Origin of the sequence: Hanstruepera ponticola (assembly GCF_002940745.1) — a bacterium.
GTDB lineage: Bacteria > Bacteroidota > Bacteroidia > Flavobacteriales > Flavobacteriaceae > Hanstruepera > Hanstruepera ponticola.
The window spans coordinates 1,301,090-1,317,061 of the sequence record NZ_POTB01000001.1 but is presented as its reverse complement, the minus strand read 5'-3'; the positions used below and the strand labels follow the sequence as shown (position 1 = coordinate 1,317,061).

At 32.8% G+C, this 15,972-nt stretch carries 16 protein-coding genes and 2 tRNA genes; 5 read left to right on the top strand and 13 right to left on the bottom strand.

Translation table 11 applies throughout. The features are described 5' to 3' along the window. Positions 1 to 11: 11 nt before the first annotated feature. The 3 genes from rpsU to C1S72_RS06025 form a co-directional block, all read right to left on the bottom strand. On the bottom strand, positions 12 to 206 hold the full coding sequence (gene rpsU, locus C1S72_RS06035; protein ID WP_104734739.1) for a 30S ribosomal protein S21: 195 nt from the start codon (positions 204 to 206) through the stop codon (positions 12 to 14). Positions 207 to 245: 39 nt separating this feature from the next. Beyond that, positions 246 to 2,891 carry an AsmA-like C-terminal region-containing protein gene (locus C1S72_RS06030; RefSeq protein ID WP_104734738.1) on the bottom strand — a complete coding sequence of 882 codons (2,646 nt, stop codon included), beginning with the start codon at positions 2,889 to 2,891 and terminating at the stop codon, positions 246 to 248. Positions 2,892 to 2,976: 85 nt separating this feature from the next. Then, positions 2,977 to 3,681, bottom strand: coding sequence for a queuosine precursor transporter (locus C1S72_RS06025; RefSeq protein ID WP_104734737.1), 705 nt, complete (start codon positions 3,679 to 3,681; stop codon positions 2,977 to 2,979). A 72-nt stretch (positions 3,682 to 3,753) separates the two neighbouring features. Between C1S72_RS06025 and folK the strand changes: the two genes are divergently transcribed. Then, positions 3,754 to 4,887 (top strand): 2-amino-4-hydroxy-6-hydroxymethyldihydropteridine diphosphokinase, encoded by a 1,134-nt coding sequence (folK, locus tag C1S72_RS06020; protein ID WP_104734736.1) that lies wholly within the window; start codon positions 3,754 to 3,756, stop codon positions 4,885 to 4,887. A 105-nt stretch (positions 4,888 to 4,992) separates the two neighbouring features. Next, positions 4,993 to 5,472, top strand: a complete 480-nt coding sequence (locus C1S72_RS06015) for a GyrI-like domain-containing protein (protein WP_104734735.1) — start codon at positions 4,993 to 4,995, stop codon at positions 5,470 to 5,472. 1 nt (position 5,473) lies between these two features. Here C1S72_RS06015 and C1S72_RS06010 read toward each other — a convergent pair whose 3' ends face one another. From C1S72_RS06010 to C1S72_RS05970, 9 genes are all read right to left on the bottom strand, one after another. Beyond that, positions 5,474 to 6,256 carry an energy transducer TonB gene (locus C1S72_RS06010; RefSeq protein ID WP_104734734.1) on the bottom strand — a complete coding sequence of 261 codons (783 nt, stop codon included), beginning with the start codon at positions 6,254 to 6,256 and terminating at the stop codon, positions 5,474 to 5,476. A gap of 104 nt (positions 6,257 to 6,360) precedes the next feature. Continuing rightward, entirely contained in the window at positions 6,361 to 6,840 is a 480-nt protein-coding gene (locus C1S72_RS06005; protein WP_104734733.1) for a hypothetical protein, read from the bottom strand. Continuing rightward, positions 6,841 to 7,581, bottom strand: coding sequence for a hypothetical protein (locus C1S72_RS06000; protein ID WP_104734732.1), 741 nt, complete (start codon positions 7,579 to 7,581; stop codon positions 6,841 to 6,843). It abuts the gene before it with no gap. Beyond that, positions 7,568 to 8,269, bottom strand: coding sequence for a hypothetical protein (locus C1S72_RS05995; RefSeq protein WP_104734731.1), 702 nt, complete (start codon positions 8,267 to 8,269; stop codon positions 7,568 to 7,570). Before C1S72_RS05995 ends, C1S72_RS06000 begins: the two co-directional genes overlap by 14 nt. 67 nt (positions 8,270 to 8,336) lie before the next feature. Then, on the bottom strand, positions 8,337 to 9,509 hold the full coding sequence (locus C1S72_RS05990) for a DmpA family aminopeptidase (protein WP_104734730.1): 1,173 nt from the start codon (positions 9,507 to 9,509) through the stop codon (positions 8,337 to 8,339). A 63-nt stretch (positions 9,510 to 9,572) separates the two neighbouring features. After that, positions 9,573 to 10,232, bottom strand: coding sequence for a class I SAM-dependent methyltransferase (locus C1S72_RS05985; protein ID WP_104735801.1), 660 nt, complete (start codon positions 10,230 to 10,232; stop codon positions 9,573 to 9,575). Positions 10,233 to 10,269: 37 nt separating this feature from the next. Continuing rightward, positions 10,270 to 10,476 (bottom strand): helix-turn-helix domain-containing protein, encoded by a 207-nt coding sequence (locus C1S72_RS05980; RefSeq protein ID WP_104734729.1) that lies wholly within the window; start codon positions 10,474 to 10,476, stop codon positions 10,270 to 10,272. Positions 10,477 to 10,479: 3 nt separating this feature from the next. After that, positions 10,480 to 11,019, bottom strand: a complete 540-nt coding sequence (locus C1S72_RS05975; protein WP_104734728.1) for a DUF2975 domain-containing protein — start codon at positions 11,017 to 11,019, stop codon at positions 10,480 to 10,482. 99 nt (positions 11,020 to 11,118) lie between these two features. Beyond that, entirely contained in the window at positions 11,119 to 11,655 is a 537-nt protein-coding gene (locus tag C1S72_RS05970; RefSeq protein ID WP_104734727.1) for an RNA methyltransferase, read from the bottom strand. 122 nt (positions 11,656 to 11,777) lie between these two features. Here C1S72_RS05970 and mutS point away from each other — a divergent pair, with 122 nt between their 5' ends. The 3 genes from mutS (at position 11,778) to C1S72_RS05955 (ending at position 14,700) form a co-directional block, all read left to right on the top strand. Next, on the top strand, positions 11,778 to 14,393 hold the full coding sequence (gene mutS, locus C1S72_RS05965) for a DNA mismatch repair protein MutS (protein ID WP_104734726.1): 2,616 nt from the start codon (positions 11,778 to 11,780) through the stop codon (positions 14,391 to 14,393). Positions 14,394 to 14,490: 97 nt separating this feature from the next. After that, positions 14,491 to 14,562, top strand: a tRNA-Gly gene (locus tag C1S72_RS05960). A gap of 53 nt (positions 14,563 to 14,615) precedes the next feature. Next, positions 14,616 to 14,700, top strand: a tRNA-Leu gene (locus C1S72_RS05955). A 39-nt stretch (positions 14,701 to 14,739) separates the two neighbouring features. Here C1S72_RS05955 and C1S72_RS05950 read toward each other — a convergent pair. Beyond that, positions 14,740 to 15,963, bottom strand: a complete 1,224-nt coding sequence (locus C1S72_RS05950; protein ID WP_104734725.1) for a metallophosphoesterase — start codon at positions 15,961 to 15,963, stop codon at positions 14,740 to 14,742. Positions 15,964 to 15,972: the final 9 nt, after the last annotated feature.

Genomic DNA, 15,972 nt, shown 5'->3' with positions numbered 1-15,972 from the left:
TAAGCAAAAGCCTATATGTCTTCAGCGTCTCTTAAACCTTGAATATAAGCTGCTTTTTGTATTTCTCTTCTTCGTTTAACTGAAGGTTTAGTGAAAAATTGCTTTTCTCTTAAATTCTGCATAACCTTAACATTTCTATGCTTACGCTTGTAACGTTTTAATGCACGTTCTATATTTTCACCTTCTTTAATTTCTATTCTTAACATAATTCGTTTTAAATTTTAAGGACGACAAAGTTACTATTATTATTTTAAATTAACAGTATCTTTCTTTTGTTTATTCTTATTTAGTAAACCACCAAGTATGTTTTTTATGGTTTGCTCTGTATTGGGTGTATTTGTTTTTGTGGTGTCTGTTTTTATAACAGTAGAGTCTTTTGGTGTATTGGAATTTCCAGAATTACCAGTCATGACATCGCTTAAAATATCTTTTATAGTATTTTCTCCTTGACTTAAAAGTTTTTGCTTTTGAATCTCAACGAGTTGTTTCATGAGTTTGGAAACACCGGAAGTTAAATCGGTACTAACTTTAGGGTTCGTAAAAGAGCCTGCAATATTGGCCGAAATAGGTATGCTTATTTTGTTGACTTCTGGATCGTTTATTTTACCTATTAAGCGGTTTACATCACTTCCTAAATATTTAGCAGGTACGTTGAAAACCAAATTGTAATCCAGTGATTTATCAAAACCATGACTTCCTGCAATACCAATGTCAATATCTTTGTATTTTATATAAAATGGTTTGATATTAACCTTACCATTATCAAACGTTAAATTGGTCTTTAAATCTTTTAAATCTAATTGGTTAAAATCAATAAAGTTGAGGTTAGATTCCAATGCCGTCAATAATTTACTGTTTTCAGCATTTAATTCCCGAGTTAAAACTTCAGCAAAAGCGTCACCTGAAACAGTTTGCAAATCTGGAGAGAAGGATTCATTTAAATCTCCTTTTAAGTTGATCGTGGTGTTCAATGTACCATCTAAAATTTTTGCAATGGGCGCAAGATTTTTTAATAAATCAAGATCCGTAAATGATTGTGCAATATCAAATCCATCAGCTCCCAAATTAATATTAAATGATGGTTTTGTACCCTGTGTTGAAACATCGCCAGATATAGACATTTTTCCGTCAAATATATCTGAAGTCATATTGCTTAAAGTTGCTCGTTGATCTTTAATGACCAATTTACCAACAACATTCTTTAAATTGAGGTTATCATAAACAACAGTTTTAGCATTGGCATATATTGTACAATCAAGAAAATCTGGTATTTTCAATGATTCACTATCTGCCGTTGTTTTGTTTTTTTCTTTGGCGTTATCATCAGCTTCCATAAAATCACTGATTAAAAACTGTTGGGAACTAACATTAAAATTGCCTTGAAGCTTTTTATCGCTTAATAAATATCCTAACAAATTATTAATCGAACCCGTTGCGGCCAAATCACTACTTCCGGTCTTGGCATTAAAACTGTTTAATGAAACGGTACCTGGTTTAAAGGTCATATCAGCATTAGAAATTTGAATAGGGTTTACCATGTCTTCTGAAGAGTAAGTAAAACCAGTAATTGAAGCCGTTCCTGTGTTTTTTATTCTACTGTAGGCATTTGTTTCAATAGCCTCCATATCAAAGGCCGTATTAAGTTTTGTTTTAAGAATACCGCTTAAGTCTTGATCCAAATTTATAGGATAGGCTTGCTTCAGATTTGATAAGTTTAAAACACCGTCAATATCAAGGTTAACCAGCATATTATCTGTAATATTTTTAAGTGTACCTGATGCTTTAAAGACATCTTGGTCAATTTTAAAATTTAAAGCATTTATGTCCACGTAGGTTTCATCGGTATTACCAGTTGTGTTTTTGATAGCTACATCAATATTGATATTCTCTACACGTTTTGCTAAATCTGGATATTTAAACGAAGCGTTGTTGGAGTTGATTTTTATATCTAAATTAGGGATTGAGTTATCAGTAATCTCGCCCTTTACCATACCATTTAATTTAAAATCACCTGTTGTTTCCACATTTTCTAAATCTTTGCTATAGGTTTTGGGAATAACAGCTAGGAAATCTTTAAACGACGAGCCTGGATTTTCAAACGTAATATCAATTAATTGACCGTTTTCAATTTGTTGAACAAACCCATTAAATGTAATTGGTAATTGATTAATGAGACCTTTGTTTTCTTTAAAGGTGTATTTATTTTTGTTTAAATCTAAATCAATTAACGCATCTAGTTTTAGCGTATTATTATCTAAATAATTAGTGCTATCTATGTTTAAACTGATTTTTCCTTCAGTTTTTGTATCCAGTTCAGAAAGCTCGCCTGAAAAAGTTCCTTTTCCATTGTGGTTGAATTCGGTTATAAAAAAAGAGGTATTTGATGATTCGTCTATATAAGTTATGGCACTATTGTTTATACTGTAGTCCTTGACATCAAATGTAAAACCTTGTGCATCAGAACTATCATTGTTTTTAGTTTCAGATTCCTTTAAAATATCATAATTTACATCACCAAGTGTATTGGTTTTAAGAGTCAGAAGTGTTTCGTCTAAATTAATCGAGTTGATAGTAAGAGGTTCATCACTTGAGCTTTTGAAAACTTCTTTTATTGGCATGGCAAGTGAAATGGATTTCGATGTTGCCAATGTTTCTCCTTCAAAAGGTTTAAAATTTGTAATAACCAAATCATTGATATCAACTTGTGCATTTGGAAAACTTCTAATAAAGCTTAAGTTAACTGAACTAAAAGATACTTTGGCATTTAGATTTTCGTCGGCATAGCGTTGGACTATTTTTTCTATTTGTGATTGGAACACAAAAGGAATTGCCAATAAAATTGCTAAAATGATGAGTAATGTTATTCCAATTATTTTAAATGCTTTTTTCATAAGTGATAGTAATCGGTTTGTAGGTATATACGTTTGTTGAGATTGATTAGACTTTGAATGTCAGAAGTTTAATAAAACTTTAATACTAAATAAGACTAATCTCTTCGTTGATTTTCAAATTAAATCTTTTTCGAAACAGATATGTGCTCAAATACAAAAAAGGTGTGTCCAAAACCGCAATAAGGACTTTAAAAAGAAATCCTGCCACTAATAAACCGAAGAATTTGTCCCAAGCTATAATTTGAAATGAGCAAAGTAGCAATAAAATGGTGCAAGTATCAACAAATTGCGAGAAGAACGTAGAAAAGTTATTGCGTAACCACAAATGTTTCCCTTTAGTCAGGTTTTTCCAAAAATGATAAATTTGAATATCCACAAATTGCGCAAACAAATAAGCCAACATACTAGCCATAACGGCTATGGCAGTGCTTCCAAAAACAGTTGTAAAAAGTTTATCTGACACTGGAGACCAGGAAGTAGCAGGAACTGCATTGGCTGTATAAATAATTGCCATTGAGAAAATAGAGGCAAATATTCCTGTAACTACAACTTGGTTAGCTGCTTTTTTTCCGTAAATCTCACTAATTAAGTCTGTTATTAAAAAGGTGATAGGATAAGGTAATATACCAACTGATATTTCAAATAATTTAGTATCAAACACTTCGATATCCATAGGATACCAATAAAAAAACTTCTGAAATATTAAATTTGAAACAACTAATGAGGTAATAAATAAAGCGGCTAATAGTAGGTAGATGCGATGTGCGAGAAGTTTATCTTTTACGGTCATTGAAAATTGTGAATAAATAGGCTTTGTAAATATAAACTATTAAATTTTCTTTTAGTTATTTTGGCCTGCGCTATGAGTCAACAAAATACCGTTTATATATCATTAGGGAGTAACCAAGGGGATAGGTTAAAAAATCTTCAAGAAGCTGTTGATGCTATTTTTAAGAAAGTAGGCCACGTACAACTTATAGCCAAGGTTTATAATACACCTGCATTAGGTTTTGAAGGCCCTGATTTTTTAAACACCTGTTTGGTGGCTTCAACAGAGAAGTCTGCTCAAGAGGTATTAGAAAATTTATTGGAAATAGAAACCAAAATGGGTCGTGAGCGCTTAAAATCTGGCGGTTACGAGTCACGTATTATTGATTTAGACATTCTGCTTTTTAACAATGATATTATTCATACCAAAGCGTTGATGGTGCCTCACCCACAAATGCCTAACCGGAAATTTGTTTTACAACCCTTATTTGAAATTGGACCAAAACAAGTACATCCAACTCTAAATCAAACTATTTCAGAATTATTAGAAAATTGTGAAGATAAAAGCACACTTGAACCTATCAATATTTGGTTAAAAAACCCAAGTAAGCAATTTAATTTATCACAATATAACTATATAGCTATAGAAGGTAATATTGGTGCAGGTAAAACGAGTTTAGCAACTAAAATTTCAAACGATTTTAATGCGAAACTCATATTAGAACGTTTTGCAGATAATCCGTTTTTACCCAAGTTTTATGAAGATGCCAAACGCTATGCCTTTACGTTAGAAATGAGTTTTCTGGCCGATAGGTATCAGCAAATTAGTGACGATTTATCGCAACTGGATTTGTTTAAGGATTTTATTGTTAGTGATTACGATATTTATAAATCGCTTATATTCTCAAAAATCACCTTGCCAGAAGATGAATTTAAACTCTACAGACGTTTGTTCTATTTAATGTATAAAGATATTGCCAAGCCTGAATTGTATGTGTATTTATATCAAAACACAGAGCGCTTGCAAGAAAACATAAAAAAGCGTGGTCGCGATTACGAACAAAATATTGACAACGATTATTTAGATAAAATAAATTCTGGATATCTGGAATTCTTAAAGAATCAAACCGAATTGAATGTGAAAACTATTGATATTTCGGATAGGGATTTTGTAAAGAATCGTGAAGATTATCTGTGGATTTTAAATGAGATTTGTAATAAATCATAGGTGAAGTAATTCACAAATCTTTTTGAGATGTTTCGACAAGCTCAACATGACAAAATTATTTAACTGTCATTCCTGCGTAGGCAGGAATCTATAGCAAGTAGTATAATGAACTATAAATTGGTGAAATCTGAAGACGTTTTTATGATTGGCATGAAAGCCAAAATGTCATTTCAAAATATAAATGCGGAAACAGGAAAGTTAGCACGCTTATTTATGCCGAGACGTCATGACATTCAAAACCGTGTAGGGACTCATTCGTTTTCACTTCAAAATTATAATCATTTTGATTTTAAAGCATTCCACCCATCAATTACATTTGAAAAGTGGGTGGGTGTTGCGGTTTCTGATGCTTCTAGTGTTCCTGAAGGCATGGAATTGTTCACTATTCCAGCTGGAAATTATTTGGTTTTTAAGTATCAAGGTTCTGCTCAAGGCTTTCCGCAATTTTGGCAACACCTGCATGGAGACTGGTTGCCAAATTCAGAATTTGAATTAGACAACAGACCGCATTTTGAAAAATTACCTGAAGGCTATAATCCTATGGATTCAAACGCTAAAGAGGAAGTTTGGGTACCAGTAAAGTGAATTAGCACATATCCGCCAATCCAAATGACATGACTAACTCTTGGTCAACCGGATTGCCGTCTTGATTTTTTGCTGGAATCCAATTTCCAGGTGCATTCGTAATGAGTTCCTTTAATTCTAAATCTAATTGTGGATAACCCGTGGTTCTGTCTAGATTCACGTTTTCCATGATGCCGTCCTTTGTAATGGTGAAGGACACTTTAACCGCTTGTAATTTCTTTTCATCAATAAAACGTGAGTCTTTAGATTTGTTTTCCTTTAGGTATTTTAATAGAGCCTTGTTTCCTGCTTCATACGATGCTTGCGTTTCAGGAACTACGGTATAATGCGGATTAAAATCGTGATGCTCAGAGTCATAATTCTCATAAAGCGCTTTCATTACAAAATGTTTTGAGTAATCTATAGATTGTAATAGTTTTAATTGTTCGCTTGTGAGGTTTTCTTCTGTGCCATATTCGCGCATATGGGTTCGCTTATCGTTTATAACTAAAATTAGCTCTGTAGCATGTAGTTTTTTAATTTGTTTTTTGTCTTCAGCCGAAATGAAATCGTAGATTGATGTTGCGTTTTCAATCTCACTTTTTTTAATACTCTCAAAACGTGATCCAACATAAAAGAAAAACTCTAATGGTTTTTTGTCTGCAAAACTAACTGAAGTATCTGGTAAGTCTTTTTTAACTTCTGTTGTTTTGACTAAAACTTTAGATTCTCGATTTATAAAACTGTAGGCAGCTAAACTAACGGTTACTGCAATTAGACCAAAAATAATTAGACGCTTTTTCATGGGTTTTGTTTTTTACGTTTAGTCAAATGTAGCGGTAAGACCTCCTTATTGCGGTATAAAAAATGTCAAAAAAGTGTCAAATGTTTGTGAATAGACTTTAAAGATTAACCTGGGCTGTAAACAACTTTCTCTAGCTTGTATAGTTTAGCATAATCTTCAGCTAGCTTATTTGCTTCTTTCTCATTTTTTAATTTTTTTAGAAGAAGCTTTTTATAATGGTTTTCATTTAGCAAAGTAATTCGATAAACAGTTCTTCGTGTTGAATTTTCAAGATTGGATTGACTATAAGTAGTGGATTTTTCAGTTATAGTAAGTACTGTTATATATGGGTAGTTTTTAAATAATTCCCACTTGCCGAATTTAATTCCAAATACTTGGTTGTAATCCTTAAGTTTATGATTTGTAGTATCAATTAAAACTCCATATCTGGTAAAGCAAATACCAAACCCAATGAAAGAAATTAATATAGTTTCAATTCCTCTAGAAAAGATACCAATAAGACCAATAATTATCATTACAAACCCTAGGATTCGAGCAGCACTTGGAAAAAAGTAATTAGTTCTATGATTTTTGTAATTATTCAATTATTGGTTGTTTATTAAATCTTTGAGTTTAGTTAATGACTCTTTTACCTTTTGAGAATTACTTTTTTTATCCATTAAATCTATTTTTTTAATCATACCACTATAATCTGCTTCAGGAAATTCATTTATTAGTTTAGGAAAGTATTTATCAATCCCATCACAAAAAAGAAAGATGCCTTTTTCTGAATAAGAATTTTCATCGTTAATTTCATCTAAATAATGATTGAAGTTATTAACTATCGTTTGAGCGTTAGATCTTATGACCTTCTTTGTTTGATAAGCATCAGGATCATCTACTCTTTCAAGAATTTCTTCATTTCCAATCTTAAAGTACATTATCTGTAACCCTAAGCCAAAATGGAAAACTTTTAAGTATTCTTCCTCATAAATAAAATTGTCTTTTCTATCTCTAATAAAATATATACTGCTCATGTCTCTCCATCTATTGAAGAAGTCAGTGGCTACATTGGATCTATGCTTTAATCCAAGTTCTCTGTCATTTAATACGACCAAATAATTTTGTTCATCGGTCAACTTTTCAATTATAGGACGAGTTTGTGAGTCGCTGAAAGTTGGCAATGTTTCTTTCGTTGTATAATTAAGTTTAATAGTTCGAATTGCATTTGAATAATCCATAGCATCCCAATATCTTTTATCTAATGGGAATTCAGATTCATTATTGTTACAATTCAATATTAATAAGCATATAATAGAAAATAAAACAATCTTAATTTTTGACATGTATATTAATTTTTGGTGTTTTAAAATTTGAAAGTAAAAGTAATAAACTATCTACAGTTCTTTCATATTTTTTTTGTTCAGATAAAACATAACTATGAAAAGTATCGTAATCGTACTTTTTTTGAAAATCATTTTCTTTGTTTTTAAATGTATTAATTATGTTTTTTACTTTTTTTATGTTTAAAGTGTCATATTTAGATATTTCACTTTTAATCAAGCGAGAGTATAGTTCTGTGATTTTAAAATGATATAATTCATGAGTTAAAAGCTCTTCATTTGCTGTATGAGAATTGTAGACAAATGAGCGTGAGGGATGGAAATAGGATTCTATTTTTACATCGTCACGATTGATTTCAGATTTAATATTAGTTACGATGTAAGCAAATCGTTTATTTCCATAAAGTGATTTTTTAAAGAATTCAAGACCTCTAAAATTTTTAAAAGATATATCATTTATTTTGTTGTAAGGAATTGGTTTTTCGTAGTTTAAAAAATTAATATACATAAGGATTGTGAAAAAGAGTGTAATTGGAAGAAGTATATAAATACTGATTTTCAATATTCGAATTGCTTTCCTTAATGGAATAAGGTTTCCTTTTTTTCTTTCTTTTAATACAAAATGTAGTTGATAAAAAACTGGAGAAAAATAAATTAGAAGAAATAAAAGAATAATAAAACTATCTTTCATATTAAATCTTTATTACCTGCATAAATTAACTTTTAAACCTTAAGAATCAAATCAAATTAACAACACCTTATTCCTTAATACGGTTATATTTTTTTAAAGTTTCTACTAAAAGATCATGAGGTATGCCATAAGCTTTGTTGTTGTTAATGCCTTCCATTGTTTCGGCTGCTATCATGGCATTAATAATGGCTTCTTCAACCACATTAACGGTTGCATCAAATACAGGAAATAATTGGTCGTTAGGGTAGGTTTCAACCGTTGCAAAATCGTCACGATTAAAGGCTTCTTCATTGGCAGTTGAAAAAGCTATAAAAATATCTCCAGAGCCATTACTGCCACGTCCACCAACCAATCCAACACCTAATGGAATGCGTTGTGCCACACGTTTTAATTGGTGTGGTAACAGCGGAATATCTGTCGCTAAAACAATAATTATGGAGCCATCACCTTCTTGTCGTCTAGATTTTGGTGGTGCTTTATACACATAATTTAAAGTGTCTTTTAATTCAACACCTACTGGCACACCTGCAATGGTGAGATTTTTTTTTGCCCCAAAATTAGATTGTACTAAAACACCAATGGTATATTCTTTTGGTCCAACTTTTATAACGCGTGATGATGTTCCGGTGCCGCCTTTATAACCCAAACACATCATTCCAGTTCCGCCACCTACGTTACCTTCTTTTATTTTACCTGTTTTGGCATCGTTTATAGCTTCCAGTACATGTTCTTCTTTTACATGAAAGCCATAAATATCATTTAAAAAACCATCATAGGTTTCGGCAACAACAGGATAGGTGTACCACCAATCTTCGCCTTTATACCAATCGTTGTCAACATAATATTTTAATACAGCATCACGAACTACGCCAACGCTATTGGTATTGGTAATCATAATAGGTGTTTCTAAAAAACCAGATTCGGTAATCCAAGTGGTTCCAGTCATTTCGCCATTACCATTTAAGCTGTACCAATTGGCATAAACAGGACTAAATTTTTTGGCTTTGCCTCTTGGGAAAATGGCAGTCACACCAGTTCTAACAGGACCTTTGCCAACAATGTTTTCACCTTCACCAGAAATTATGGTGCTATAGCCAACTTCTACACCTTTTACATCTGTTATGGCATTAAATTCTCCGGTTTCACCTTTAAACGGAATGCCTAAATCTCTAGCTCGTGTTTGTCCATAACTAGAAAGCGAGGCGAGTGTAAATACTAAAATAAAAAGGTTGGTTTTCATGACTTTGGTTTTAATTTTACGCTAACGAAGTTAGGCTTTTTATGCATTTAAAACCAAAGTAATTTAATACGTTGTATAGAGAATAGTTTTTATACAGCCGTTTTCATTAGGCAAGATATGCTCATGCAAAACGCTTTGATTCTTAACTTTTAAATGAAAGGGAGATTTTAAAAGATTAACACCACTATTGTGTTTATGCCGAATACCTTGGCCAGAAATAATATCTAGGTTTGGCGTAAAGTCATCATTTGGTAAGTGCTCGGTTAGAATAACATACTTGTAATCCTCTAGTTTTTTTGTGATATCTAGAATTTCAGCATTGGAGAGATGTTGTAAAACTTGACGCAGAATAATACAATCTGCTGCTGGAAGTTTATCTTTTGAAATATCTAAGCAATGAAATTCTAGATGTACTTCATGGTAAAGCTTTTTATTTCTTTCAATGAGGTCTTCAACAATATCAATGGCTATATATTTTTTGGTGTATGGTGTGAGCTGTTTACCTATGTTAAAATCGCCACAACCCAAATCGCATACCTCTAACGCTGCATGATGCGTTTTCAAGAACGAAATTACACGTTCTAAATATGGCTTAATAATTTCAGGTTTGTGAGAACCTTCACCTGAATAAAAATCAAAATCGTGCCCACCCCAAAGATGCTGGTCATAGATTTGTTCCATAACGGCTTTGGTTGGCCAGGGTTTTTTGTACTTCTTACTCATAATTGTCATTCCTGCGTAGGCAGGAATCCATTAGCTGTTAATCGTTTTCAAATTCCAAAATATCACCAGGTTGGCAATCCAAGGTTTTGCAAATCGCTTCTAAAGTACTAAAACGAACGGCTTTGGCTTTACCTGTTTTAAGTATAGAAAGGTTTGAGAGCGTTACACCAACACGTTCAGAGAGTTCGTTTAAAGACATTTTTCGCTTCGCCATCATGACGTCTAAATTTACAATTATGGGCATAACTTAAATGGTTAGTTCGTTTTCGTTTTGTAGAGCAACACCTTTTTTAAATATTTGAGCCATTACAAATATAATTCCTGCAAGAAATAGAAACTCACGACTACCTTCAACAAACGGTTGAGCCGATAAGTCTATTAAACTTCGTTTAAACAAATACATGTTGTATCCGTTTGCAATTAATGCTAAAATACCAGTTCCTAGCGCCACATGACTAATTTGTCCAAGACGCATGGCTGTTAAACCATTAAAAGGAGAATCAAAATTTATTTTGGTAAAAATTTGAACCACTAAATAGGCTATATAAGCTTTTAGTGCGGATAAGGTTATAATTAATGTCATGAGATTGACAAACTGCCAAGTGCTAAACTCATAGAGCGAAGTTAAATTTAAGCCTAAATATAAATCTGAGGCAGTTTCAATATGGCCAGTCAAACTTAATATAAATGTTAGTATGAGACTTCCTGTTTGCACACAAAGCCCAATAAAAATGAACCAAAATAAAAACTTCATGATGGATAAAATGCGGTCTGAATTTGTTTTCATAATAAAACATGATTTAATTTTCAGACACAAATAACGATAAATATTTATTGAAAAACAATAAAAATATATTAAAATTTAATCAATCGAATTCAGAGGGCTTTATGTTAGGGTTTGGATTTTACTAAAAATATCCCAAATCACAACACCACAACTTACAGAAATATTCAACGAATGTTTGGTGCCGTATTGTGGAATTTCTAAAACAACATCGCTGGCAGAAACAACTTCTTGTTGCACGCCTTTGACTTCGTTACCAAATACCAATGCGTATGTTTTATTGCGTTCTGGGGTGAAATTATTTAGCATGGTGGCATTATCAGCTTGTTCAATTGATGCGACGTGAATATCTTCCTCTTGTAATTGCTTAACTAAATCCATAGTGTTTTCTACATATTCCCAGTCAACCGTATCTGTGCTGCCTAAAGCTGTTTTATGAATATCTTTGTGCGGTGGTTTGGCGGTTATACCACAGAGGTATATTTTTTCTATTAAAAAGGCATCACTTGTTCTAAATACTGATCCAATATTGTTCAAACTTCGAATGTTGTCTAAAACAATAATAATTGGTGTTTTAACCGTGTTTTTAAATTCGTCAACACTCAATCGGTCCAGTTCGCTATTTTTTAATTTACGCATGTTAATTTCTTGTGATAATTGTAGATAACTTATAAGTTTCAGGCTTTAAAAAACTTAAATTAATAAGTACTTTAGCAATCCTACATTTTATGCAAAAGTAATATATAAAAATCAGTTGAACATTGGCTAAAAAAGGAAAGAAAGAAACACCGTTAAAGAAACAATATAATACCATTAAGGCTAAATATCCTGATGCTTTATTGTTGTTTCGTGTTGGCGATTTTTATGAAACTTTTGGCCAAGATGCCGTGCGTGCCGCTAAAATTCTAGATATTATTTTAACCAAACGCGGTGCAGGAAGTGAGAGCGAAACGGAGTTGGCTGGATTTCCGCATCATTCCTTAAATACCTATTTGCCCAAATTGGTAAAAGCTGGTGAGCGCGTGGCTATTTGTGATCAGCTGGAAGATCCTAAGCAAACTAAAACTATAGTAAAACGTGGTGTTACCGAATTAGTGACGCCAGGTGTGGCATTAAATGATGAGGTTCTCAATTCAAAATCTAATAATTTTTTGTGCTCGGTTTATTTTGCTAAGACTTTTATTGGAATTTCATTTTTAGATATTTCAACGGGTGAATTTTTAACCGCACAAGGTAATGCTGAATATATTGATAAGTTACTTCAGAATTTTAATCCGAGTGAAGTATTAGTGTCTAAACAAAAACGCATGCATTTTAATGAGGTTTTTGGTCAGAATTTTCACACCTTTTATTTGGAAGATTGGGTTTTTCAAACCGATTATGCCAACGAAACACTTATTAAACATTTTAAGACTAAAACTTTAAAAGGCTTTGGCATTGAAGATTTATATGAAGGCATTATAGCATCTGGTGCCATTTTGCATTATTTAGGTGAAACGCAACACAATAAATTGCAGCATATAACCTCAATAAGTCGTATAGCAGAAGATGATTATGTGTGGATGGATAAATTCACCATTCGAAATTTGGAGTTGTACCATTCTACCAATAATAATGCAGTAACCTTATTAAATGTTATTGATAAAACGATTTCGCCAATGGGTGGGCGTTTATTAAAGCGTTGGTTAGCTTTGCCGTTAAAAGATATTACAAAAATCAAACAGCGTCATGAGGTAGTTGATTTTTTGAGTAAACATAAATCCATTCATCAAAAAATTCAAAACCATATCAAGCACATTGGGGATTTAGAACGCTTGATTTCCAAAATTGCCACGAGTAAAGTCAGCCCAAGAGAAGTTATACAGCTTAAGAATTCTCTAGAAGCTATTGTACCCATTAAAGCTTTGGCATCTAATTGTGATAATGAAGCCTTAAAAATTATTGGCGATACCCTTCAAAGCTGTGATGTGCTTCGCGAAAAAATTAAGGAAACTTTAAACGAAGATGCGCCGGTTAATGTGCTAAAAGGCAATACTATTGCTAAAGGTTTTTCATCTGAATTAGATGAGTTACGCGGCTTGTCTAGTTCTGGAAAAGCGTATTTAGATCAAATGCTAGAACGCGAAACCAAACGTACAGGAATTACATCGCTTAAAATAGCATCTAATAATGTGTTTGGTTACTACATTGAAGTACGTAATACGCACAAGGACAAGGTGCCAGAAGAATGGATACGAAAGCAAACATTAGTGAATGCTGAACGCTATATTACGGAAGAGTTAAAAGAGTATGAAGCCAAAATACTGGGAGCAGAAGAGCGCATTTTGGCTATAGAGCAACAGTTGTTTGCAGAACTCATTCTTTGGATGACCCAGTATATAAAACCAGTACAACAAAATGCTCTATTAATTGGGCAATTAGATTGTTTATGTGGTTTTGCCCAATTAGCAACCGATAATAATTACGTGTATCCTAATATTGACGATTCATTTGATTTAGATATTAAAGATGGGCGTCATCCTGTTATTGAAAAACAATTACCACCTAGTGAGGCATACATCGCGAATGATGTCTATCTAGATAGAGAGAAGCAGCAAATGATTATGATTACTGGACCTAATATGTCTGGTAAATCTGCAATTCTTCGTCAAACGGCATTAATCGTGTTATTGGCACAAACCGGAAGTTTCGTGCCAGCTAAATCGGCTAGAATTGGTTTAGTTGATAAGATATTTACGAGAGTAGGAGCAAGCGATAATATATCTATGGGCGAATCGACATTTATGGTTGAAATGAATGAAACTGCTTCCATATTAAATAATATTTCAAAACGCAGTTTAGTTTTGCTTGATGAAATTGGTCGTGGTACAAGTACTTATGATGGAATCTCTATTGCATGGGCAATCAGTGAATATTTACATGAGCATCCAGCAAAAGCTAAAACCTTGTTTGCTACGCATTATCATGAGCTCAACGAAATGACAGAAACATTTGAGCGTATTAAAAACTATAATGTTTCGGTAAAAGAATTGAAAGATAACGTACTCTTTTTACGTAAACTGGTCCAAGGTGGCAGTGAGCATAGTTTTGGAATTCATGTGGCTAAAATGGCTGGAATGCCACAACAGGTTATTAATCGGGCCAATAAAATATTAAAGAAGTTGGAAAAATCGCATTCTAGTGAAGAATTAACCGATAAAGTAAAAGCGTTGAAAGATGATGACTTACAATTAAGCTTCTTTAATTTAGATGATCCCTTACTTGAAAATATCAAGGAAGAAATCTTACATATTGATATTGATACACTAACACCAGTTGAGGCTTTAATGAAACTCAATGAAATAAAACGCATGTTGGTTAAGAAAAAACACGCCTAAAATAAATTGTATTATTTTTTTAAAAAGGCTTTGCAATTCCTAGAAATATTTTAAATTTGCATCCGCAATCGAGAGGTTGTATGTTCATTAAAAAACTGCGAAAGTAGCTCAGGGGTAGAGCATCACCTTGCCAAGGTGAGGGTCGCGGGTTCAAATCCCGTCTTTCGCTCTGAAAACTTTCTTGAAAATATACCAAGCGATGTGCTGAGCATGTCGAAGTAAGCTGAAGTGGTGGAATTGGTAGACACGTTGGACTTAAAATCCAATGGCCATTATGGCCGTGCGGGTTCAAGTCCCGCCTTCAGTACAAAAGCCTTTATCTTTTTTGATAGAGGCTTTTATCTTTTTAACCTTCACCACTTTTAAGAGTAATACAGGTTATTTCAGGTCGCATACCTAATCTGCCAGGAAAACCCATCCAGCCCAAACCACGATTTACATACAGAAATTGTTTGTCATGCTCATACAAGCCAGCCCAATGTTTGTACTTGTATTTGATAGGACTCCATTGTTTCTTTTTTAATTGAATGCCTGCTTGCATCCCATGTGTGTGCCCTGAAAGGGTTAATGCTATGTTTGTTTGGGTTATAACCTCTTGACTCCAATGTGATGGGTCATGAGAAAGTAAGATTTTAAAGTCTTTATTCTCAACATGTTTTAAGGCTTTGTTCAAGTCGCCATATTGCTTAAATGGTGGGTTCCCCCAATTTTCAACACCTACAATGGCTATTTTGTCTTGGTCTATCTTAATCAAATCCGATTCGTTCAGTAATAGATTAAAACCATTTTCTGTTAAAAAACTTTTTATCCGATTGAAATTTTTCTCTTTTTCTTCTTCTGATTGCCATTTGCTATAGTCGCCATAATCATGATTTCCCAAAACAGCATACATGCCTATTTTGGCTTGCAATATTCTAAATACTCTACTCCAGCCACGTAATTCCCAGGCATAGTTGTTTACCAAATCACCAGTAAAGCATATGATGTCAGGATTTAGTTCATTAGTTAGTTTAAATGCACGTTTTAATATTTTGAAACGATGATTAAAACTTCCTAAATGTAAATCAGAAATTTGAACAATTTTTAAACCATTAAAAGTTGCCGGAAGATTATCAAATGGCAATTCTAGGTGATGGATTTTAAAGCGGTAAGCTGCCTTGAAAATTCCATAGGCAATAACAAAAAAAGGCAAGAATCCAGAAAAAAGACCTATAAGTGGTATAATTAGTAAAGACTCCTTGTTTGAAATCATATGGTTTCCAAAAAAGAAAACAGAAATAATGATTACAAATATAATTTTAGGGATAAAAGAGGATATTGTTAAACCATAAAGTGAGGATATTAACAATTGTTTTCTTCTAGGTTGAATGCCATCTAGTCTAACTTTTAAGATAATAATAGCTGTTATAAGTCCAATAGAGAAAAACCAAAATAAAATATTGATGATATAACTTAAAACAGAACTAGATAATAAACTTGTAATAGGTTGTAGCCAATAAAAAGCTATGCAATCTACTATTAAAATTGCCAGGCATAAGAGTAAAATAGTGCGAAGAGGATAACTTCTCATGGTCTAAAC